Annotated in this window: 20 protein-coding genes and 1 riboswitch; of the genes, 7 read left to right on the top strand and 13 right to left on the bottom strand. The window is 70.5% G+C overall.

What is annotated here, in order from left to right; genetic code table 11:
* Window positions 1-2: 2 nt before the first annotated feature.
* Window positions 3-1,316 carry a cobyrinic acid a,c-diamide synthase CobB gene (locus tag FZ938_RS11565; protein WP_246457313.1) on the bottom strand — a complete coding sequence of 438 codons (1,314 nt, stop codon included), beginning with the start codon at window positions 1,314-1,316 and terminating at the stop codon, window positions 3-5.
* A complete protein-coding gene (gene cobA, locus FZ938_RS11560) occupies window positions 1,309-2,124 on the bottom strand; it encodes a uroporphyrinogen-III C-methyltransferase (protein WP_149198657.1) in 816 nt (271 codons plus the stop codon). Before cobA ends, FZ938_RS11565 begins: the two co-directional genes overlap by 8 nt.
* Window positions 2,125-2,182: 58 nt before the next feature.
* Here cobA and FZ938_RS11555 point away from each other — a divergent pair, with 58 nt between their 5' ends.
* Window positions 2,183-3,304: a cobalt-precorrin-5B (C(1))-methyltransferase gene (locus FZ938_RS11555; protein WP_149198656.1), complete on the top strand. Its 1,122-nt coding sequence runs from the start codon at window positions 2,183-2,185 to the stop codon at window positions 3,302-3,304.
* On the opposite strand, the gene cobM is transcribed toward FZ938_RS11555, so the two are convergent.
* Genes cobM through cbiE form a run of 3 tightly spaced genes read right to left on the bottom strand, consistent with a single transcriptional unit; the run spans window position 3,271 to window position 5,710 of the window.
* Window positions 3,271-4,044, bottom strand: a complete 774-nt coding sequence (gene cobM / locus FZ938_RS11550) for a precorrin-4 C(11)-methyltransferase (RefSeq protein WP_149198655.1) — start codon at window positions 4,042-4,044, stop codon at window positions 3,271-3,273. The two genes, FZ938_RS11555 and cobM, sit on opposite strands and share 34 nt — an antisense overlap.
* Window positions 4,041-4,484 carry a cobalamin biosynthesis protein gene (locus tag FZ938_RS11545; protein ID WP_149198654.1) on the bottom strand — a complete coding sequence of 148 codons (444 nt, stop codon included), beginning with the start codon at window positions 4,482-4,484 and terminating at the stop codon, window positions 4,041-4,043. The genes cobM and FZ938_RS11545 overlap by 4 nt, the downstream gene beginning before the upstream one ends.
* Complete coding sequence (gene cbiE / locus FZ938_RS11540; protein WP_149199011.1) at window positions 4,472-5,710, bottom strand: precorrin-6y C5,15-methyltransferase (decarboxylating) subunit CbiE; 1,239 nt, start codon at window positions 5,708-5,710, stop codon at window positions 4,472-4,474. Before cbiE ends, FZ938_RS11545 begins: the two co-directional genes overlap by 13 nt.
* Between cbiE and FZ938_RS11535 the strand changes: the two genes are divergently transcribed.
* Window positions 5,709-6,506 (top strand): cobalt-precorrin-6A reductase, encoded by a 798-nt coding sequence (locus FZ938_RS11535; RefSeq protein WP_246799009.1) that lies wholly within the window; start codon window positions 5,709-5,711, stop codon window positions 6,504-6,506. The genes cbiE and FZ938_RS11535 overlap by 2 nt on opposite strands.
* A gap of 77 nt (window positions 6,507-6,583) precedes the next feature.
* Here the strand turns inward: FZ938_RS11535 and cobJ are convergent, their stop codons facing one another.
* From cobJ to FZ938_RS11490, 8 genes are all read right to left on the bottom strand, one after another.
* A complete protein-coding gene (gene cobJ / locus FZ938_RS11530; RefSeq protein WP_149198653.1) occupies window positions 6,584-7,342 on the bottom strand; it encodes a precorrin-3B C(17)-methyltransferase in 759 nt (252 codons plus the stop codon).
* A complete protein-coding gene (locus FZ938_RS11525; RefSeq protein WP_149198652.1) occupies window positions 7,339-8,079 on the bottom strand; it encodes a precorrin-2 C(20)-methyltransferase in 741 nt (246 codons plus the stop codon). Before FZ938_RS11525 ends, cobJ begins: the two co-directional genes overlap by 4 nt.
* Window positions 8,076-8,714 (bottom strand): precorrin-8X methylmutase, encoded by a 639-nt coding sequence (locus FZ938_RS11520; RefSeq protein WP_149198651.1) that lies wholly within the window; start codon window positions 8,712-8,714, stop codon window positions 8,076-8,078. The genes FZ938_RS11525 and FZ938_RS11520 overlap by 4 nt, the downstream gene beginning before the upstream one ends.
* Complete coding sequence (cobG, locus tag FZ938_RS11515) at window positions 8,707-10,032, bottom strand: precorrin-3B synthase (protein WP_149198650.1); 1,326 nt, start codon at window positions 10,030-10,032, stop codon at window positions 8,707-8,709. Before cobG ends, FZ938_RS11520 begins: the two co-directional genes overlap by 8 nt.
* Window positions 10,029-13,421: a cobaltochelatase subunit CobN gene (gene cobN, locus FZ938_RS11510; protein WP_149198649.1), complete on the bottom strand. Its 3,393-nt coding sequence runs from the start codon at window positions 13,419-13,421 to the stop codon at window positions 10,029-10,031. The genes cobG and cobN overlap by 4 nt, the downstream gene beginning before the upstream one ends.
* Before the next feature lie 230 nt (window positions 13,422-13,651).
* A complete protein-coding gene (cobW, locus tag FZ938_RS11500) occupies window positions 13,652-14,713 on the bottom strand; it encodes a cobalamin biosynthesis protein CobW (protein ID WP_149198648.1) in 1,062 nt (353 codons plus the stop codon).
* Between the two features lie 12 nt (window positions 14,714-14,725).
* Entirely contained in the window at window positions 14,726-15,493 is a 768-nt protein-coding gene (locus FZ938_RS11495; RefSeq protein ID WP_149198647.1) for a CbtA family protein, read from the bottom strand.
* Between the two features lie 10 nt (window positions 15,494-15,503).
* A complete protein-coding gene (locus tag FZ938_RS11490; RefSeq protein ID WP_149198646.1) occupies window positions 15,504-15,692 on the bottom strand; it encodes a CbtB domain-containing protein in 189 nt (62 codons plus the stop codon).
* A 44-nt stretch (window positions 15,693-15,736) separates the two neighbouring features.
* Window positions 15,737-15,959, bottom strand: a riboswitch (cobalamin riboswitch).
* Window positions 15,960-16,278: 319 nt separating this feature from the next.
* On the opposite strand from FZ938_RS11490, the gene FZ938_RS11485 reads away from it, so the two are divergent.
* The 5 genes from FZ938_RS11485 to FZ938_RS11465 all read left to right on the top strand — a co-directional run.
* Entirely contained in the window at window positions 16,279-17,046 is a 768-nt protein-coding gene (locus FZ938_RS11485) for an ABC transporter ATP-binding protein (protein WP_149198645.1), read from the top strand.
* Window positions 17,039-17,776 carry an ABC transporter ATP-binding protein gene (locus FZ938_RS11480; RefSeq protein WP_149198644.1) on the top strand — a complete coding sequence of 246 codons (738 nt, stop codon included), beginning with the start codon at window positions 17,039-17,041 and terminating at the stop codon, window positions 17,774-17,776. Before FZ938_RS11485 ends, FZ938_RS11480 begins: the two co-directional genes overlap by 8 nt.
* Window positions 17,777-17,927: 151 nt before the next feature.
* Complete coding sequence (locus tag FZ938_RS11475; RefSeq protein ID WP_149198643.1) at window positions 17,928-19,136, top strand: ABC transporter substrate-binding protein; 1,209 nt, start codon at window positions 17,928-17,930, stop codon at window positions 19,134-19,136.
* A gap of 199 nt (window positions 19,137-19,335) precedes the next feature.
* Window positions 19,336-20,223, top strand: a complete 888-nt coding sequence (locus tag FZ938_RS11470) for a branched-chain amino acid ABC transporter permease (protein ID WP_149198642.1) — start codon at window positions 19,336-19,338, stop codon at window positions 20,221-20,223.
* A gap of 4 nt (window positions 20,224-20,227) precedes the next feature.
* A partial coding sequence (locus FZ938_RS11465; protein WP_149198641.1) for a branched-chain amino acid ABC transporter permease occupies window positions 20,228-20,679 on the top strand: 452 nt, incomplete at its 3' end.

Raw genomic sequence — 20,679 nt, 5'->3', positions numbered from 1 at the left:
CGTCACCCCCGCGCGATCAGGTGGACGAAGGACCCCGACGCCAATCCACGCCGGCTGCCCAGCATGCCCAGGTCGCTGCCGTCCGCCGCCGTTGCCTGCAGCAGCGGCGCGTCGTCGCCGCGCGACAGCGTCGAGGCGTAATGGAACTCGTGCCCCATCAGCGGAGATCCTGCCGGCCCCAGCGGTCCGTCAGCCAGCAGAACCGCCCGGCGATAGCCCAGATGCAACCGCCGCTTGGCGAAGGAGGTGCGCACGCCCAGCAGCCCGGTCATCGGGTGGGTGACGCCGTCGGCATCCTCCAGCGTTTCACCCATCACCATGTAGCCGCCGCATTCGCCATAGACCGGCACGCGCTCCGCCGCAGCACGCAAGCCGGCGCGGAAGATGTCGTTGGCGGCGAGGCTGCCTGCATGCAGCTCCGGATAGCCGCCGGGCAGATAGACGGCATCCACATCCGCCGGCGGCGCCTCGTCCGCCAGGGGGGAGAAGAAGCGCAGTTCCGCACCCGAAGCCTGCCAGCCGGCGGTGAGGTGCGGATAGACGAAGGTGAAGGCGGCGTCCCGCGCGATGGCGATCCGCTGTCCCAGCGGCGCCAGGGCGGGGGCGTCCCTGCCGCGCCCGGCCTGCGATGGCCTGGCCAGCGCGACGACGCGGTCGAGATCGACATGCTCCGCGACGAAGCGGCCGAGTGCGGCCAGCCGGTCGGCCAGCCCCTCCGTCTCGTCCGCCTGGACGAGGCCGAGATGGCGTTCGGGCAGGCTGAGGTCGGGCGCGCGGGGCAGGGCGCCCAACAGGGGAATGCCCAGCGCTTCGATGGCGTTGCCGGCAAGCGCGGTGTGGCGCGGGCTGCCGACATTGTTCAGCACGACGCCGCCGATGGTCACGTCGTCGCGGTAGGTGGCGAAGCCCTTGACCAGGGCCGCGGCCGATTGCGACTGGCCCTTGGCGTTCACCACCAGCAGGACCGGCCAGCCGGTGCGCGCCGCGATCTCCGCCGTCGAACCGGTGCCGGTGGCGCCGACCCCGGCGACGCCGTCGAACAGGCCCATCAGCGCCTCGCAGACCAGCAGGTCGGCGCCCTCGGCGGCGCGGGCGGCCAGACCGTCCAGCAGGTCCGGTCCCATCGCCCAGCTGTCGAGGTTCACGCTCGGCCGGCCGGTGGCGGCACGGTGGAAGGCCGGGTCGATATAGTCCGGCCCCGACTTCACCGCCCCAACCGCGAGGCCGCGGGCGCGCAGCGCCGCCAGAAGGCCCAGCGTCAGCGTCGTCTTGCCGGTGCCCGAGGCCGGGGCGGCGATGATGAGACCGCTAGTCATTCTTCCCTCCGGCATGTTGCAGCGCCGTTTGGGTGGGAAGCCATTCCAAAGCGGGGCGCAGCCGCACCACCTCGCCGATCACGATGATGGCGGGCGGCTCCAGGTCGCTGGCCGCCAGATCGGCGACGCAGGTGCCGAGGGATGTGACGAGGCTTTTCTGGTTGGCGGTCGTCGCCTCCGTCACCACGCCGACCGGGGTGCCGGCGGACAGGCCGCCGGCCATCAGCTCCGCCGCGATGGTCGGCAGCGCCTTCCAGCCCATATAGAGGATCAGCGGCGCCTTGGTGGCGGCCAGCGCCCGCCAGTCCGGCCCGCCGCCCAGCGAATGGCCGGTCGCCAGGATCACCGCCTGGTTGGTGTCGCGGTGGGTCGCCGGGATGCCGGCATAGGCCGGGCCGGCGATGCCGGACGTGATGCCGGGCACGATGCGGAAGGGGATGCCCTCCGCCGCCAGCGCCTGCGCCTCCTCGCCGCCGCGGCCGAAGACGAAGGGGTCGCCGCCCTTCAGGCGCAGGACGCGGTGACCTTCCTTCGCCAGCTCGATCAGGCGGTTGGTGATGTCGTCCTGATGGGCGGAGGGGCGGCCGCCGCGTTTTCCGGCGAACTCCAGCCTTGCCGACGGGCTGGCGAGCGCCATGATCCGTTCGCCGACCAGCGCGTCATGGACGATGACGTCGGCTTGCCTTAGACCTTGCAGGGCCAGCAGGGTGAGCAGGCCGGGGTCGCCGGGGCCGGACCCGGCCAGCCAGACGCTGCCGGGGGCGAAGGGGACCAGGACGCTTTCGGGAATGGACGACTCAAACGACATGAACGCGGACTCGGGCTCGGAGAGGACGGAAGGCGGCGTGGAGCGCGCCGGAGATGGCATGCCGGAGCATGCTACACCCTTGCGCCGCGGCTGGACGACGGGAACCTGCGCCACCGCCGCGGCTCGGGCGGCGGCGGCAGCGTTGTTCGGCGGGGAGTTCCCCGACCCGGTGACCGTGACCCTGCCCGGCGGCCAGACCCCGGCCTTCGCCCTGGCAGTGACGGAGCGGGGGGAGGGGCCGGATGGACCCTGGGCCATGGTCGGCGTGGTCAAGGATGCCGGCGATGACCCCGACGTGACCCATGGCGCGCTGGTGCGGGCGCGGGTCTGGCGCGGCGCGCCCGGCAGCGGCGTGACGTTCCGCGCCGGTCCCGGCGTCGGCACCGTGACCCTGCCCGGCCTGCCGCTTGCCGTCGGCGAGCCGGCGATCAACCCGGTGCCGCGCAGCATGATCGCGCAGGCGGTGGGGGAGGCGGCGGCCGAGGCGGGGCAGCCTGCCGATCTGGTGGTGGAAGTCGGGGTGGAGAATGGCGAAAAGCTCGCCAAGCGCACCATGAACGGACGGCTCGGCATCCTGGGTGGGCTGTCTATCCTGGGAACGACGGGGATCGTCGTGCCCTATTCCTGCGCGGCCTGGATCGCGTCGATCCAGCGCGGCATCGACGTGGCGCGCGCCGCCGGGCTGACCCATGTCGCGGCCTGCACCGGCGACCTGTCGGAAAAGGCGGTGGTCGCGCGCTACGGCCTGTCCGAACAGGCGCTGATCGACATGGGCGATTTCGTCGGCGGCACCCTGAAGTACCTGCGTCGGCACCCCATTCCGCGTCTGACCCTGTGCGGCGGCTTCGCCAAGTTCGGCAAGCTGGCGCGCGGGCTGATGGATTTGCACAGCAAGCGCAACAGCGTTGATTTCGAATGGCTGGCCGGGCGGCTGGCGGATCTTGGTGCCGGGCCGGACCTCATCGCGCAGGCGCGCGGCGCCAACACGGCGGCGCAGGTGCTGGGCTTGGCGGACGCCGCCGGACTGCGGCTGGCCGATCATGTGGCCGAGCTGGCCCGCCGCGCCGCGCAGGATGTGCTGGAAGACGCGCCTGTCGCCGTCGAAGTGCTGGTCACCGACCGCCAGGGGCGCATCGTGGGAGAGGCTCACTCCCCCAACTCCTGGCCCAGTCCCCGATAGCGGCGGACATGGCTGCCGTCATAGAGCGCGCTGCAGCGGAACTCCTCATGGCCCAGCGCCGGGCCGACCAGGATCAGCGCGGTCCGTTCCATCGGCGAGGCCGCGACCTGTCCGGCGATGTCGGCCAGCGTTCCGCGCAGCACCCGCTCGTCCGGCCAGGTCGCGCGATACACCACCGCCGCCGGGCAGTCGGCGCCGTAGAGCGGGGTCAGCCGTTCCACCACCCGGTCGATGACGTGGATCGACAGGTGGATCGCCAGCGTGGCGCCCGAGGCGCCCAGCACCTCCAGCGTCTCGTTGGCCGGCATGGCCGAGGCGCGGCCTTCGGTGCGGGTCAGGATCAGCGTCTGGCTGACTTCCGGAAGGGTCAATTCCCGCCCCAGCGCGGCCGACGCGGCGGCGAAGGCGGGCACGCCGGGGGTGATGGTGTAGGGGATGCCGAGTTCGCGCAACGCGCGGGTCTGTTCGCCGAGCGCACTGTAGACCGACAGGTCGCCGGAATGCAGCCGCGCCACGTCCTTGCCGGCGGTGTGGGCGTCCTGGAACTCGGCGACGATCTCCTCCAGCGTCAGCGGCGCGGTGTCGATGATCCGCGCATCGGCGGGGGCATGGGCGATGATCTCCTTCGGGACCAGCGATCCGGCATAGAGGCAGACCGGGCAGCGCGCGATCAGGTCGCGGCCGCGCAGCGTCAGCAGGTCGGGAGCGCCCGGTCCGGCACCGATGAAATGGACGGTCATGAGCGGGTCTCCGAAAGGGCGACTGCGGGCAAGGCGAGCGCAACGGTGGCGCGGGGGGTGGAGCGGCGCGGCAGCAGCAGGCGCGATCCCGGCCCGGCGGCGGCCAGCGCCGCCGCTTCCGCCACCGAGGCCAGACCGACCGCGGCCAGCACGGTGGCGGAGCGGGTGTGGACGCGGTCCTGCGCGGCCAGCATCGCGTCCTCCCCGATGAAGCGAAGCGGCAGGCCCAGCGCGCGGGCGGCCTCCGCCAATCCCGCCTCGTCTGCCTTCATCGCCGGGGCGGCCAGCGCCGCCAGCTGGCGCGCGGCGTCCGGCAAGGCGGCCTCGTCGAAGGCGGCGGCGACCAGACCGGCGATCTCCTCCCAGCCGCAGCCGCGGCGGCAGCCGAGACCGACGAAGACCGGGCCGAACAGCAGGGCATCGGGGGTCAGGCGGTCCATGCGCCCTCCGCATACGGCTTTTCCGCCCGCCACAGCGTGACCGGCATCGCCGCCCGCCAGCCGCGGAAGCCGCCGACAGCCGAGGCGCGGGACACCGAAATCTGGGTCAGCTCACCGCCCAGCCGCTTGTGCGCGTCGATCAGCACAGCCTCGCTTTCCAGCGTCACCGCGTTGGCGGCGATCCGGCCGCCGGGGGGCAGGGCGTCCCAGCAGGCCGCCAGCACGCCGTCCGCCGTCAGCCCGCCGCCGATGAAGATGGCGTCCGGCCGCTCCAGCCCATCCAGCGCAGCCGGGGCCTTGCCGCGCGCCAGGGCCAAGCCGGGGACGCCGAAGGTCGCGGCATTGGCAAGGATGCGGGCGATGCGCTCCGGGTGATGTTCGACGGCAATGGCGCGGTTGGCGGGGTCGCGCAGCATCCATTCGATGCCGATCGACCCCGACCCGGCGCCGACATCCCACAGCAGCTCTCCCCGGCGCGGCGCCAGGAAGGACAGGGTGACGGCGCGCACCTCGCGCTTGGTGATCTGGCCGTCATGCTCGAACCAGTCGTCCGGCAAGCCGGGGGCAAGCGGCAAGATGCGAGCACCGGGGGCAGCGACGCAGTCGAGCGCTATGGTGTTGAGGTCGGCGACCTGCTCTGTGCTCCAGGCATCGGCGCTGGCTTCCAGCCTGCCCTCGCGCCGGCCGCCCATCGCCTCCAGCACCGTGAGGCGCGACTTTCCGAAGCCACGGGCGCGCAGCAGGGCGGCAAGCTTGGCTGGGGTCGTTCCGTCCCAGGAAAGAAGCAGCAGTTTGGCGTTCGGTTGCAGATGCGGAACGACCTGCTCCAGCGGGCGGCCATGAACGGTCAGACAACGGCAGTCCTGCAACGGCCAGCCCAGCCGGGAGGCGGCGAGGCTGAAGGCCGAAGCTGCCGGGATCACCGTCGTTTCCGCAGCCGGAACGAATCGCGACAGGGTGGCGCCGACGCCGTACCAGGACGGATCACCGCTCGCCAGCACGCAGACCCGCTGTCCGCGCCAGGCGAGCAGGCCGGGGAAGGCGTCGGTCATCGGCGACGGCCAACTCAGCCGTTCCTGTCCCGCAACGACCGGCACGAGATCGAGGTGGCGGCTGCCGCCATAGAGGATGGCGGCACCTTCCACCGCCGCACGGGCGGCGGGCGACAAACCGTCCCAGCCATCCTCGCCGACGCCGACGATGGTGAGCCAGCGGGCCGTTCCCATGCTATCCATGGCACCGATCCTGAGGGGTGGGGAGGGGGAATTGGTCAAGGCGCTGATGGTCAAAGTACTGATCCTGGGCGGCACGACGGAGGCGACGGCGCTGGCGAAAAGGCTGGCCGGTCATCCGCGCATCGAAGCCCGCGTGTCGCTGGCCGGCCGCACGAAGAACCCGGTGCTGCCGCCGCTGCCGACCCGCATCGGCGGCTTCGGCGGGGTGGAGGGCTTGGCCGATTACCTGCGTGCCGAGGGTATCGGGGCGGTGATCGACGCGACCCATCCCTTCGCGGCGCAGATCTCTGCCAATGCCGCTGTGGCCTGCGCGCAGGCCGGCGTGCCGCTGCGCCTGCTGACCCGACCGGCCTGGGTGGCGGGGCCGGGCGACCGCTGGATCGGCGTGCCGGACATGGGGGCTGCGGCACTGGCCTTGCGCGACCTGGGCGACACCGTGTTCCTGACCATCGGCCGGCAGGAAGTCGCGGCCTTCGAGGCGGTGCCGGACAAGCGCTACCTGATCCGCGCCGTCGATCCGCCCGATCCGATGCCGGCCCTGCCGCGCATGAGCCTGATCCTCGACCGCGGGCCGTTCACCGTGGAGGGCGAACTGGCGCTGATGCGCGGGCAGGGGGTGGAGGTGGTCGTCAGCAAGAACAGTGGCGGACGGGCGACCGACGCGAAGCTGGAAGCCGCGCGGGAGTTGGGCCTGCCGGTGGTGATGGTGGAACGGCCGGCGGGCAATGGCGTGGCGGAACTGCACGACGTGGACGCGGCGGTGGGGTGGCTGGAGGGGGTGGGCTGACTCTCCCCCTCGCGGATTCCCCCTCTCCCCCCCCGGGGAGAGGGTTACTCGCGGCGGGTTGGTCGTCACGCCCATCCTCACCCCCGGTAATGCCGGGGCGTGTAGACCCAGCGCCCGCCATCCGCCCGCGCCACGAACCGCGTGTGCGACGCGCCGATGATCACCAGCGTGCGCATGTCGGCCTGCTCCGCCTGCACTTCGCCCAGGGTCGTCACCGTCAGCTCCTCGTCATGACGGCCGACGGCGCGGCCCAGCACGATAGGGGTCTCAGGCGCGCGGATGTCGCGCAGGGCGTCGAAAGCGGCCCCCAGCTGCCAGGGCCGGGCCTTGGAGATCGGGTTGTAGAGCGCGATGACGAAATCCGCCTCCGCCGCCAGCCGCAGGCGCCGCAGCACCACCTCCCACGGCTTCAGATTGTCGGACAGCGAGATGGCGCAGAAATCATGCCCGAGCGGCGCCCCCGCCCGCGCCGCGGCGGCCTGCATGGCGGAAACGCCGGGATCGACCGAGAGATGCACCGCATGCCACGCCTCGGGGGCGGCCGGGTCGTCCAGCGCCTCGAAGATCGCGGCGGCCATGGCGAAGATGCCGGGGTCTCCGCCCGACACCACCGCCACCCGCCGGCCCTGCGCCGCCAGATCCAAAGCGAAGCGGGCGCGGTCCAGTTCCACCCGGTTGTCGGAGGCGTGGCGCACCTGATCTCCCGGCGGCACACGCTCGACATAGGGGAAATAGCCGACGAGGTCGGTCGCCTCGGCCAGATCGCGCCGGGCCTCCGGCGTCAGCCAATCCTCCGGGCCCGGCCCCAATCCCACAACCTTAAGCCAGCCGCTCATCCGCGCTTGCCCTCGCCCGGAATGACGATCTGGGAGAAGTAGGGGGCGACGTCCGGCGCTTCCAGGAAGGGCATGAAGCGCTGTTCGTCCATGCTGGCGCGCTCCACGTACCATGCCCGCTCCGCCAGTCCGGCGGCGGCGATGGCGCGGCGGACCTTGGGCAGGTTCTGGCCCAGCTTCATCACCACGCAGGCATCGGCGGCGGTCAGGGCGCGGACAAGCGACTCCTCGTCCAGCGTGCCGGGAATCACCGACAGCACGTCGTCGCGCAGCATCAGCGGACGTGGCAGCAGAGAAGCGCTGCACACCATGCTGGTGACGCCGGGGACGACCTCCGTCGCAAAACGGCCGGACAGCCGCAGGAACAGGTGCATGAAGGAGCCGTAGAAGAACGGATCCCCCTCGTTCAACGCGGCGACGGAGCGGCCGGCGGCGAGGTGGGCGGCGATGCGCTCGGCGGACTCGTCGAAGAAGGCTTCGATCTGGCGGCCATAGTCCGGGTGGGTCGGCGGCAGTTCCACCGTCACCGGATAGACCATCGGCAATTCGATCTGGTCGGCGGTGATCGCCTGGTCCGCGATGCGGCGGGCCTGGCCCCGGGTGCCGCGCTTGCAGAAATAGGCGACGACCGGGCAGGCGCCGATGGTGCGCACCGCCTTCAACGTCATCAGTTCCGGATCGCCGGGGCCGACGCCGACGCCGAACAGGGTGCCGGAGGTGGGGGTCTCGCCGCTCATTCGACGTCGCTCGCCAGGGCGTTGACGGCGGCGGCGGCCATGGCGCTGCCGCCGCGCCGGCCCCGGATCGCCAGATAGGGGACGCCGAAGGGGTTCTCGGCCAGCGCCTCCTTGCTTTCCATGGCGCCGACGAAGCCGACGGGGAAGCCCAGGATCGCCGCCGGTTTCGGCGCGCCGGCCGCCAGCATCTCCAGCAGGTAGAACAGCGCGGTCGGCGCGTTGCCGATGGCCACCACCGAACCGCCGAGCCGGTCGCCCCACAGGTCGAGCGCGGCGGCGGAGCGGGTGTTGCCGATGGTCCTGGCCAGATCGGGCACCGTGGGATCGCGCAGGGTGCAAATGACCGCATTGTCGGCCGGCAGGCGGGCGCGGGTCACGCCATGGGCGACCATCTCGCTATCGCAGAGGATGGGGGCGCCGGCGCGCAGAGCGGCGCGGGCGGCGCCGCCGACATCGGTGGAGAACAGCAGGTCCTGGGCCGCATCGACCATGCCGCAGGCGTGGATGACGCGCACCGCCACCGGCTTCAGGTCGTCGGGAATGGCGGAGAGGTCCGCCTCCGCCCGGATGGTGGCGAAGGACTGGCGGTAGATGGCCGCTCCGTCGCGGATATAGTCGTAGAGCGGCTCAGGCACCGGTGGACTCCTCGGTCAACAGATCCGCGACGCGGGCCACGGCGTCGGCGGGGGACAGGCCGGTGTACGGGGAAGCGTCACCGGGTTTTGCGTTCAGGGCGACGTCATACACCCCGTCGCGGGCGGTCAGGGTGACATCGGCGATGGCGGGGTGGGCGCAGCCCTTGGCGCAGCCCGACACATGCACCATTCGGACATGGTCCAGCAAGGGGCCTGCGCGCTCGGCGATGGCGAGCGCCATCGCATGGGTGTCGGTGGTGCCGACATCGCAGCCGCCCATTCCGCTGCAGGCGGTCAGCTTCAGCCGGCGGTCGGCGTGGGAGAGGATGGCGCCATGGGCGCGGACGACGCGCTCTGCGTCCGTGGTGGGAGCGACAAGGATCAGGGCGCGCCAGGGGGTGATGCGGAACTCGACGCAGGCGGCGGCGAAGGCGGCGAGGGCGGCAGAAGTGAGGCGACCGAAGGGGAAGGCGACGACCTTCCCGGCTATCAATCCCTTCTCCCCCCCGGGGAGAAGGTTAGGATGAGGGGGTTCGGCATCGCCGAAGAGATCCATGAGATGCGTCCCCCTCACCTTGATCCTCTCCCCGGGGGGGAGAGGAGAAGTCAGGCGGGAAAGGTGCTTGATGATTTCATCAGTGCCAATCTCGGCAACCAAATCCGCCATGCGGCGCGGCGGCTCCTGCAAGGACGCGCGCAGGTCCAGGAAGGCGCGGCCCAACGCCGACGCCACATCCGCCACATCGTCGGTCCGGCACAGCCCTAGCGGGGCCGCTTTCGCCAGCGTGCCGCCCAGCGACACCCGGAAGTGTTCCGCGTCCACCGCGTCGAACCGTACGTCCGTGCTGCTGTCCGCCAGATGGCCGATGCCGCCGCCGCAGACCAGCCAGCCGAACTTCGGCGGCAGGCGGTGCAGGGCGGTGTCCGCCGCCAGCCGCGCGTCGAGCGTACGTGCCGCCCCCCGTACGTCCATCGGCGCGGATGGGTCCAGCCCTGCAGTGGGAGAACACAGCACATTGCGCACGGCCTCGCTCGCCGCGTCGGCGAAGACGTAGCCCATGTCGCGCAGGGCGTCGGTCACCGGTTCCAACGCGTCGGCGGCGATGCCGCGAAGCTGCAGGTTGCCGCGGTGGCTGAGATCGATCAAACCGTTGCCGTAACGATCCGCCAGTTCCGCGATGCGGCGGGCATGCTCGGCGGGCAGCACGCCGGCGGGGACGCGAACGCGCAGCAGGAACCCGTCGCCGACCTGCATCGGCGCAAGCACGCCGGGGCAGGTGCCGCGGCGTCTCGGCTGGTTGGCGGCGGGGGTCGTCATACGGCGGTCTCCCGGAGGCGCCGCAGATCCTCCGCGGTGGAGTTGCGGCGGGGATGCCACAGGCCGCGGTCGAGCGCCTCGCTCATGCGCGCCAGAATGTGCCGGGCAGCGGCCGGATTGGCATGCGACAGGAAGTCCCACACCTCCGCATCCTCGACGTACGCGTCATACAGCTGGTCGAAATGGGCGGGGCGTACGGCATCGGTGGTGGCGGCGAAGGCGAACAGCGTGTCGACGCCGGCCGCCAGCTCCGCCGCGCCGCGATAGCCGTGGCGCATCATCCCCTGGATCCAGCGCGGATTGGCCGCCCGGCCGCGCAGGGTGCGGGCGATCTCCTCCGCCAGGGTGCGGACGGCCAACTTGTCCGGATCGGCGCTGTCGAGATGGTAGAGCGCCGGTTCGGAATCCTCCAGCGCGGCGGCGGCGGCGAATCCGCCCTCGAACTGCATGAAGCCGTCGGTGGACAGAACGTCATGCTCGCGCTGATCCTGGTGGTGGACCAGCGCGTCGGCGCCGCCGACCCGGCGGCGGAACAATGCTGGCAGCGGCACGCCCTCCAGCCCGGCGCCATAGGCGTGGCAGCCGCCCTCCAGATAGGCGGCGCCGAAATCGGCCCGCGCTGTCCAGTCGCCGCGCGCGATCATGCCGGACAGCGCGGTGCCGTAGATGCCGGGGGCGGCGCCGAAAATGCGCGCGGTGGCCCAGCGGCGGGCGTCCGCCGCGTCGGTGCCGGATGCCGCAAGGCGCTGTTCCTCGGCCCGCGCGGTGGCGGCCAACGGGTTGACGTCGTCCGGCTCGTCCAGCACGGCGACGGCGCGGACCGCCTGGTCGAACAGGGTGATCTGCTGCGGGAAGACATCGCGGAACAGGCCGGAGATGCGCAGCGTCACATCCACCCGCGGGCGGCCCAGCACGCCGGCCGGCATGATTTCGTACCCCGTGACGCGGCCGGACCCGTTCTCCCAGATCGGACGGACACCCAGCAGGGCCAGCGCCTGGGCCAGCTCGTCGCCGCCGGTGCGCATGGCGGGAGTGCCCCAGCAATCGACCACCAGCCGGCGCGGCCAGTCGCCATGATCCTGGAGATAGCGGGTGATCAGCGCGTCCGCCGCCTGCCAGCCGAGCGTCCAGGCGGTCGGCGTCGGCACGCCGCGCGGGTCGAGCGCATAGAGGTTACGGCCGGTCGGCAGCGTGTCCGCCCGCCCGCGCGCCGGCGAGCCGCCGGGGCCGGGGCGGACGAATCGGCCGTCCAGCCCGTCGAGCAGCGCCCGCATCTCCGCCTCGCCGCAGGCATCGACAGCGGTGGCGACCATGGCCGGATCGGCGGTGCGCGCGACGGCGGCGGTCAGGCGATCGCGGCGCTCGCCGGTCGGGCTGTTGCCGAAGACATGCAGGCCGTCGCGGATCTGCAACTCCTTGATGTCGCAGAGATGGGCGTCCAGCCGCGACAGGATGGCGTCGGGATCGTCGTCGGGACGCAGATTGCAGTCGGCGGCGACGCCGGATTTCCAGGCGAGGTCGAGGATCGTCTCGCGCAGCATGCCCAGCCGCCTGGGGTCGAGCCCGGTCGCCTGCGAATACTCGTCGATGGCGGTTTCCAGCGCGGCAAGCTCGCCGTAGAGGCCGGACTCCACCGGCGGCGGGGTCAGGTGGCCGATCAGGACGGCGCCCAGGCGGCGGCGGGCCTGCACCCCCTCGCCGGGGTTGTTGACGATGAAGGGATAGAGGGTCGGCAGGGCGCCGCCGACGATCTCCGGCCAACACGCCGCCGACAGTGCCACCGCTTTGCCCGGCAACCATTCCAGCGTGCCGTGGGCGCCGATCTGCACCATGGCATGGATGCCGACGGCATGGCGCAGCCACAGATGAAAGGCGAAATAGCCGTGGCTGGGGGGCGTATCGGGATCGTGGTGCTGGGCGGTGGTCAGGGACCCATGGCCGCGGCTGGGCTGCACCGCCACAACCGCGTTGCCGCAGGGCAGGATTCGGAAGGCAAAGGCGCCGTCGTGGCAGGCGGGATCGGCGGCGGGGTCGCCCCAGGTCTGGGCGATGCGTGCGCGGACCTCCGGCGGGGCGAGGCGCTGGTAGTCGGCCAGCGACAGCGTCGGGGTGGGGGCGGCGGTCAGGGCCGCCATCAACGCGGCGGCGCTGTCCGGAATGGCGGACAGACCGTAGCCCTCGGCGGACAGGCGGTGGAGCATCGCCACCGTGCTGGCCGGACTGTCGAGGCCGACCGCATGGCCGATGCCGCCGCCGGGGCCGGGATAGTCGGACAGCACCAGCGCCAGCCGCCGCTCCGCCCGCGGGGTGCGGGACAGGCGGACCCAGCTTGCCGCGAGGTCGGCGGTGAAGGCCACCCGGTCGGGGATCGGGCGCAGGGCAGGGGCGGCGAATTGCAGGTCGGGGTCGGGGTCCCCCGCCGTCTTGAAGGCGATGGCGCGGGCGATGATGCGGCCGTCCATCTCCGGCAGCACGACGTTCATGGCGAGGTCAGACGGACCGAGGCCGCGTGACGAGGCCTGCCAGCCGGCTTCGGGGGTGGTGGACAGGATGGCCTGCAGGACCGGGCTGCCGTTGGCCTCCAGGGGGGAGCCGTCGTCGCGCGCTGCCGAAAAGGCGGTGGTGTTGACGACCACGGCGGCGTTCTGCGCGGTCAGGCTGGCGCGCATCCAGGCGGCGCAGTCCGGCTCCTTCAGGCTGGCGACGAACAGTGGGCGGGGGGCGAGGCCACGGGCAGCCAGCGCGTCGCACAGCGCGTGGATCGGGGCCAGGTCGCCGGCCAGCAGGTGGGAGCGGTAGAAGACGACGGCGGCCACCGGTGCATTTGCGGTGACGGGGCCGCTCCAGCCGTCGTAGGCACCGAAACGCGGGACCGGGGCGGGGTCGTCATGGGGGAGGGGCATGCCGGCCAAGGTCGCGGCGCAGGCCAGCAGATGGGCCATGTTGGCCGGGCCGCCCTCGGTGAAATAGCGCCAGAGGCGGTCGGCCGAGTCCGGAGAAACGGTGCCGTAGGCGGTGAGGTTGGGGTCGGGCTGTGCTTCGCCCGGCAGGACGGCGAGCGGGATGCCACGCTCGCGGCAGAGGGCGGAGAGACGGTCGAGGCCGTAGCGCCAGTAACCGCTGCCGCCGAGCAGACGCAGGACCACCAGTTTCGCCTTGGCAACGATGTTCTCGGCGTAGAGGTCGACCGACAGGGGGTGGCCGAGCCGATTGAGGTTGGCGAGGCGGAGGCTGGGCAGCCGGTCGCGTGCCGAGCGCCACGCGGCGGCGAGCGCGGTCAGGTCGCTGTCGGAAAAGGACAGCATGACGAGGTCGGCCGGCGTCTGCCCCAGATCTTCCGCCTGGGGGCCGGCGTCCAGTTCGTCCTGGCGGGCGGCGAGCAGGTGCATGGGTGTCCGCGGGTACGTTCAAGGAGTGGGGACACTTGCCCCCACCCTAACCCTCCCCCGCTCTCGCGGGGGAGGGGACTAAGCGCTTGTTCAGAAAAGTGGCGGCAGTCCCTCCCCCGCCCAGCTCTCGCACAAAGCTACGCTTTGTGCTGACGCGGCAGGCGGACCGTAGGTCCGCTGAGAGCGGGGGAGGTTAGGTGGGGGTCTAACTCCGCACCAAACTCAACCTCTTACCCGACAACCGCCCGCGTCACCGCATCGCGGTCCAGCCCGGTCTCACCGATCACCACCAGACGGCTGCGGCGCTCCTCGCCGGGCTTCCACAGGCGGTCATAGTGGGTCTGGATGCGGGTGCCGACGCCCTGGACCAGCAGGCGCATCGGCTTGCCGGGCACGTCGATGAAACCCTTCAGGCGCAGAACGCCATGCAGGCCGGCGACCTGCTCCAGCGTCATCGCCAGACGGGCGGGGTCGGGCTGCGACGGCAGTTCCACCACGAAGCTGGTGAAGTCGTCGTGGTCGTGGCCTTCCTCGTCGTCATGATGGCTGGGACGGTTGGCGAGGTCGTCCTCCACCGCCGCACCGACACCGAGCAGGACCAGCGGATCGACGGCGCCCTGCGACGCGCGGACCAGCTTGGCGTCGCGGCCGACCGCATGGCTCAGCGCACCACGGATCAGCTCCTCGACACGGGCGAGGTCGCCGGCGGCCACCAGATCGGTCTTGTTGACGACGATCAGATCGGCGCAGAGCAACTGGTCCTCGAACACCTCTTCGATCGGCGTTTCATGATCGACGGTGCCGGCGGCGTCGCGCTGGGCCTCCAGCGCCGCGGGATCGGGGGCGAAACGGCCTTCCGCCGCCGCCGCGGCGTCGACCACGGCGATGACGCCGTCGACGGTGACCCGCGTCTTGATCGCCGGCCAGTGGAAGGCCTGGACCAGCGGCTTCGGCAACGCGAGGCCGCTGGTCTCGATCACGATGTGCTCCGGCGGCTCCGGCCGGGCCAGCAGCTTCTCGATGGCCGGAACGAAGTCGTCGGCGACGGTGCAGCACAGGCAGCCGTTCGCCAGCTCGATCACGTCGTCTTCGGTGCAGGTCGGGTTGCCGCAGGCGCGCAGGATGTCGCCGTCGATGCCGACATCGCCGAACTCGTTGATGATCAGCGCCAGCCGGCGGCCGTCGGCCTTTTCCAGCAGGCCACGGATCAGCGTGGTCTTGCCGGCACCGAGGAAGCCGGTGATGACGGTCGCCGGGACTTTGCCGGCGGCCGTTTTCGCAAGTGCGGACATGGGCTTGTTTCCTTAACGCGCGCCGGGCTGGACCCGCAGGGCCGGGCGGGACTCGGTCTCGCGGACCAGACCGCTCATCAGCCAGCCGCAGGTGGCGCCCAGGATCGCCCAGAACAGGGCGGCCCCGCCGAGAGAAGCGGTGACGAAGCGGGCGGCCAGTTCCGGCGGAACCGCACCTTCGGCGCTTTCCGGATGGGGCGCGCCGATCAGATGGGGCAGCGCGGCGGCCAGGACGGCGACGGCGATGACCAGACGGTTGCGGGCGAAGGCGAGCGCGGTCAAGCCGACGCCGGCCCCGGCGGCGGCGGACAGCCACCAGAGCTGACGCAGCTCAAGCTCCGCCCCGGCCATGCCCGGCAGTTCGGGGGCCAAGCCGAAGGCGGGCGCCAGCGAGACGGCGACGAAGCCGCCCATGCCCCACACCAGCCCGCGCCGCGCATCGACCGGCCGGCCGGCCAGCAGGATCGCCGCACCCAGCAGCAGCGCATAGGCGACGCCGGTCAGCAGGTTGGCGACGATGGTCAGGCCGATGCGTTGCATCGCCTCGTCCAGCGAGGTCGGCACGCCTTCGCCGACCTCGCGCACGGGGCCGTGCTGATGCGACGGCGCAGGCGCGCCGGCAGGCGCCGCGGAGGCTGCAGGAGGCGGAGTGACCACCTCGTATTTCTCGGCTTCGAGGATCAGCGGGACGGTCGTCGCCTGCTGAACGACGGAAGCGGCCGTGCCGGAGAGCACGCCCGCGACCAAAGCGGCTGTGAACAGCCGCCGGATCAGATCCATGACCCGCTGCTTAGTGGCAGGGGAATGCGAAGGAGTGACGGGCGTCGTGCGCCGCGTCGTGGATCTGCTGCGGCTGGGCAAAGCCGACGCCGTACAGCAGGAAGCTGCCGAGCAGGATCGCGGCAAAGGCGGCGACCGCGGTCTGGGCGGCGCTGCGGGTCGCGGAACCGGCGGCAGTATTCATCGAACGGGTGGTCATCGAAGACATCCTTGCTCTCCCGCCACACCCGGCGGGGTTGGGAAAGGTTGGTACGTCCGCCGGCAGGTTTCCTGGCTCGCGGGTCGCCGCATCGTCGTCCGCCTTCCCGGCCGCGAAGGGCCAGTGGCATGATGGACGGGACGCTCGCCGCTCACAGTTGCGGGGGCAGCCGCGGCATTGGCGCTTCCAAAGAAGCTCCGCACCGCATTCCCTATTATCCCCGCCGCCCGTCAGGACGGGCAGGGCACCGTCGGACGGCCACCATCGCAGTGCCGCGCGCGTTTGGCAAGCCCACAATAAGGTGTCGGCCGCACGGACGATCTTGCATGCCGACATTTTGGATGCTGTCATGTTTGGCGGACAGAGTGTCCGGAAATCCGACACTTTCCGGTGTTAGGGTAAGCGAGTGGATGGAGGGCGCCGCAGCGAAACCGGCGGAGAAACAATGGGGCCGACGGCCCGACCGAAGCGAACCCGGCCGTGGCACGCTTCGTGCGTACAACAATCGGTGAAACGTCCCGCCGCACGGCGGCTCCCGGGCTTGAAGCCCGAAAATAAGGACGAACGGGAGGAGAATTCGCGACCGATGAACGCCGCACCGAACGACGACATCATCCTGGAAGCGCGCAACCTGACGAAGGAGTTCAAGGGGTTCGTGGCGGTGAAGGAGGTGAACCTTCAGGTTCGCCGCGGCACCATCCACGCGCTGATCGGCCCGAACGGCGCCGGCAAGAGCACGGTGTTCAACCTGCTGACCAAGTTCCTGACGCCGACGCGCGGCCAGATCCTCTACAAGGGCCGCGACATCACCCGCACCAAGCCGGCCGACATCGCGCTGATGGGGCTGGTCCGCTCCTTCCAGATCTCGGCCGTCTTCCCGCACTTGAGCGTGCTGGAGAATGTCCGCGTCGCCTTGCAGCGGCCGCTCGGCACCAGCTTCCATTTCTGGAAGTCCGAATCGTCGCTCTACGACCTGCATGACCGGGCGCTGGAACTGATCGAGGCGGTCAACCTCACCCCCTGGGCCGGCCACACCGCCGCCGAACTGCCCTATGGCCGCAAGCGCGCGCTGGAGATCGCCACCACGCTGGCGCTCGACCCGGAGGTGATGCTGCTGGACGAACCGCTGGCCGGCATGGGCCACGAGGACATCGAGGGCACGGCGGCTCTCATCAAGCGCGTCGCCGCCGACCGCACCGTGCTGATGGTGGAGCACAATTTGTCGGTCGTCGCCCACCTGTCGGACACCATCACCGTTCTGCGCCGCGGCGAGATCCTGGCGGAGGGGCCGTACGAGGTCGTCTCCAGGAACCCGCAGGTGATGGAAGCTTATATGGGGACCGGACATGCCTGACGGCGCGATGACCAAAACAGCCCAAACCGGGACGGCGATGCTGGAGATTGCCGACCTGCACGGTTATTACGGCGAGAGCCATGTGCTGCACGGTGTCAGCCTGGAGGTGCGCCACGGCGAGGTGGTGACGCTGCTGGGCCGCAACGGCGCCGGCAAGACCTCGACCATGCGCGCCATCATGGGGATCATGGGCAAGCGCACCGGCTCGATCCGCTTCCAGGGCCAGGAGCTGATCGGCATGGCCCAGCACAAGATCCCGCGCCTCGGCATCGGCTATGTACCGGAGGAGCGCGGCATCTTCTCAAGCCTCAGCGTGGACGAGAACCTGACGCTGCCGCCGGTGGTGAAGGAAGGCGGGATGACGGTCCCGCAGATCCACGACCTGTTCCCCAACCTGAAGGGCCGCGGCTCGACGCAGGGCACGCGGCTGTCGGGCGGCGAGCAGCAGATGCTGGCGATCGCCCGCATCCTGCGCACCGGCGCCACCCTGATCCTGCTGGACGAGCCGACCGAGGGGCTGGCCCCGGTCATCATCGAGCAGATCGGCGTCGCGGTGCGGGCGCTGAAGGCCCGCGGCTTCACCATCGTGCTGGTGGAGCAGAACTTCCGCTTCGCCGCCACCATCGCCGACCGCCATTACGTGATGGAGGAGGGCCATGTGGTGGACATGATCCCCAACGACCAACTCGACGCCAACATGGACAAGCTCCACACCTATCTCGGCGTGTAGACCGTCCAGCCAACCGACATCACCGGCACGAACGCCGCCCCCGCCCAACTCCGGGTCGGGGCGGCGAACTGCCGCAGCTTGCCCGATTACGGCCACAAGGACCCGCGAAGGGAACCGGCCGACAATAAAACCAAGAGGGAGAGACCTTCTGATGCGCACGCTTCTTCTCGCCGGCACCGCCCTGCTGACGCTCGCCGGGACCGCGATTCCGGCTTCGGCACAGGTGTCGGACAACGTCATCCGCATCGGCGTGCTGAACGACCGTTCCGGCATCTACGCCGATCTCGCCGGCGAGGGCTCCGCCATCGCCGCCCGGATGGCGGCGGAGGAGTTCGGCAACAAGGTCGCCGGCGCCCCCGTCGAGATCGTCGTCGCCGATCACCAGAACAAGGCCGACATCGCCGCGTCCAAGGCGCGCGAGTGGGTGGACACCGGCGGCGTCGACGTCATCGCCGACGTGCCGAACTCCGCCGCCGCGCTGGCGGTGCAGGGCATCACCAAGGACAAGAAGCGCATCTTCCTGATGTCCGGTCCCGGCGCCACCGCGCTGAGCGGCGCGCAGTGCAGCCCCTACGGCTTCCAGTGGACCTACGACAATTACGCCATGGCCGCAGGAACCGGCCGCGCCCTGTACGAGCAGGGCAAGAAGAAGTGGTTCTTCGTGACCGCCGACTACGCCTTCGGCCAGTCGCTGGAGGAAGAGACCACCAAGATGGTGAAGTCGCTGGGCGGCACCATCGTCGGGTCGGTGCGTCATCCGCTCGGCACCTCCGACTTCTCGTCCTTCCTGCTGCAGGCGCAGGGGTCGGGCGCCGACGTGATCGGTCTGGCCAACGCGGGCGGCGACACCGTCAACGCCGTCAAGCAGGCGGCGGAGTTCGGCATCACCCAGGCGGGCCAGAGCCTGGCCGGCCTGTTGATGTTCATCACCGACGTGCATGCGCTGGGTCTGCAGTCGGCGCAGGGTCTGATGTTCACCGAAGGCTTCTACTGGGACATGGACGACCAGACCCGCGAATGGTCGAAGAAGTTCGAGGCCAAGGCCGGCAAGAAGCCGACCATGGTGCAGGCCGGCGTCTATTCGGCGGTGAAGCATTACCTGAAGGCGGTCGAGGCGGCCAAGACCGACGACGCCGACAAGGTCGCCGCCAAGATGCGCGAACTGCCGGTCGAGGACATGTTCGCCAAGAAGGGCAAGGTCGCCGCCAACGGCCGCATGTTCCACGACATGTATCTGGCCCAGGTGAAGACCCCGGCCGAGTCGAAGGGGGCGTGGGACTATTACAAGATCGTCAAGACCATCCCGGCCGACACCGCCTTCATGGACCCGAAGCAGAGCGGCTGCCCGCTGGTGAAGTGAGGGGGCGGCGGGCGCCTTGCCCCCTCCCTAACCCTCCCCCTCTTCGAGGGAGAGGGGACTGCCGCCGCTTCGGCAATCACGCCTCGCCGACAAGCATCCTACCCCCTCTCCCGCGAAGCGGGGGAGGGATGGGGAGGGGGCCTGCGAAGCAACAACCAAAAACCAAGAACAACACCAACGAACCGGGAGAAATGCGGAGATGGTCAGCCTGCTGGGAATCCCGCCCCAAGTGCTGTTCGGGCAGCTTCTGCTCGGCCTGATCAATGGGTCCTTCTATGCGCTGCTCAGCCTGGGGCTGGCGGTGATCTTTGGCATGTTGAACGTCATCAACTTCGCCCATGGCGCGCTCTACATGGTCGGCGCCTTCGTGGCGTGGCTGCTGCTGACCTATGCCGGGATCGGCTATTGGGGAGCGCTGGTGGTGGCGCCGATCGTCGTCGGGCTGCTCGGCATCGCGCTGGAAAAGACGATGCTGTCGCGGCTCTACAAGCTGGACCATCTCTATGGGCTGCTGCTGACCTTCGGGCTGGCGCTGATCCTGGAGGGGGCGTTCCGCCACCAGTACGGCGTCTCCGGCCAGCCCTATCCGATTCCTGCAGCCCTTCAGGGCGGGCAGAATCTGGGCTTCATGTTCCTGCCCAACTATCGCGGCTGGGTCATCGTCGCCTCGCTGGTCATCTGCTTCGGCACCTGGTTCGCCATCGAGCGGACGAAGCTGGGCGCCTATCTGCGCGCGGCGACGGAGAACCCGACGCTGGTCCAGGCCTTCGGCATCAATGTGCCGGTGATGGTGTCGCTGACCTACGGCTTCGGCGTGGCGCTGGCCGGGCTGGCCGGCGTGCTGGCGGCGCCGATCTATCAGGTGTCGCCGCTGATGGGGACCAACCTGATCATCATCGTCTTCGCCGTGGTGGTGATCGGCGGCATGGGGTCGATCCTCGGCGCCATCGTCACCGGCCTGGGGCTGGGGCTGCTGGAGGGGTTGACCAAGGTCTTCTATCCCGAAGCGTCCAACATCGTCGTGTTCGTCGTGATGGCGATCGTCCTTCTCATCAAGCCCGCGGGCCTCTTCGGACGGGAGCGTTGATCCAATGACCGCCGCCAGCAATTCCACCCGCGTCGCGGTTCGGGGTCCGGCCATCGGCACGGCGCTGATCGCCGCCGTCCTGCTGCTGCTCGCGCTTGCGGCACCCTTCGTGCTGTATCCCGTCTTCCTGATGAAGGTTCTGTGCTTCGCGCTGTTCGCCTGCGCCTTCAACCTGCTGATCGGCTTCGCCGGCCTGCTCAGCTTCGGCCATGCCGCCTTCTTCGGCGGGGCGGCCTACATCGCCGCCCACACCGTGAAGGAATGGGGCTGGGCGCCGGAGGTGGGCCTGCTCGCCGCCACCGTGGTGGCCGGGCTGATGGGGCTGGTCTTCGGCCTGATCGCCATCCGCCGGCAGGGCATCTATTTCGCCATGATCACGCTGGCGCTGAGCCAGATGGTGTTCTTCCTGGCGCTGCAGCTGCCCTTCACCCATGGCGAGGACGGCATCCAGGGCGT

The sequence above is a fragment of the Azospirillum oryzae genome (assembly GCF_008364795.1).
GTDB classification, from domain to species: domain Bacteria; phylum Pseudomonadota; class Alphaproteobacteria; order Azospirillales; family Azospirillaceae; genus Azospirillum; species Azospirillum oryzae.
Note: the sequence above shows the minus strand (reverse complement) of the source record. Positions and strands in the feature narration are given on the sequence as shown.

Coding starts and splice junctions, on each gene's coding strand:
- cbiE (WP_149199011.1), bottom strand. CDS start 5,710: ATGGGAACGGCCCGCTGGCTCACCATCGTCGGCGTCGGCGAGGATGGC.
- cobG (WP_149198650.1), bottom strand. CDS start 10,032: ATGACGACCCCCGCCGCCAACCAGCCGAGACGCCGCGGCACCTGCCCC.
- FZ938_RS11535 (WP_246799009.1), top strand. CDS start 5,709: ATGCTATCCATGGCACCGATCCTGAGGGGTGGGGAGGGGGAATTGGTC.
- FZ938_RS11545 (WP_149198654.1), bottom strand. CDS start 4,484: ATGGACCGCCTGACCCCCGATGCCCTGCTGTTCGGCCCGGTCTTCGTC.
- FZ938_RS11495 (WP_149198647.1), bottom strand. CDS start 15,493: ATGGATCTGATCCGGCGGCTGTTCACAGCCGCTTTGGTCGCGGGCGTG.
- FZ938_RS11480 (WP_149198644.1), top strand. CDS start 17,039: ATGCCTGACGGCGCGATGACCAAAACAGCCCAAACCGGGACGGCGATG.
- FZ938_RS11565 (WP_246457313.1), bottom strand. CDS start 1,316: ATGACTAGCGGTCTCATCATCGCCGCCCCGGCCTCGGGCACCGGCAAG.
- cobA (WP_149198657.1), bottom strand. CDS start 2,124: ATGTCGTTTGAGTCGTCCATTCCCGAAAGCGTCCTGGTCCCCTTCGCC.
- FZ938_RS11490 (WP_149198646.1), bottom strand. CDS start 15,692: ATGACCACCCGTTCGATGAATACTGCCGCCGGTTCCGCGACCCGCAGC.
- cobJ (WP_149198653.1), bottom strand. CDS start 7,342: ATGAGCGGCTGGCTTAAGGTTGTGGGATTGGGGCCGGGCCCGGAGGAT.
- FZ938_RS11525 (WP_149198652.1), bottom strand. CDS start 8,079: ATGAGCGGCGAGACCCCCACCTCCGGCACCCTGTTCGGCGTCGGCGTC.
- cobN (WP_149198649.1), bottom strand. CDS start 13,421: ATGCACCTGCTCGCCGCCCGCCAGGACGAACTGGACGCCGGCCCCCAG.
- FZ938_RS11475 (WP_149198643.1), top strand. CDS start 17,928: ATGCGCACGCTTCTTCTCGCCGGCACCGCCCTGCTGACGCTCGCCGGG.
- cobM (WP_149198655.1), bottom strand. CDS start 4,044: ATGACCGTCCATTTCATCGGTGCCGGACCGGGCGCTCCCGACCTGCTG.
- FZ938_RS11470 (WP_149198642.1), top strand. CDS start 19,336: ATGGTCAGCCTGCTGGGAATCCCGCCCCAAGTGCTGTTCGGGCAGCTT.
- cobW (WP_149198648.1), bottom strand. CDS start 14,713: ATGTCCGCACTTGCGAAAACGGCCGCCGGCAAAGTCCCGGCGACCGTC.
- FZ938_RS11555 (WP_149198656.1), top strand. CDS start 2,183: ATGCCGGAGCATGCTACACCCTTGCGCCGCGGCTGGACGACGGGAACC.
- FZ938_RS11485 (WP_149198645.1), top strand. CDS start 16,279: ATGAACGCCGCACCGAACGACGACATCATCCTGGAAGCGCGCAACCTG.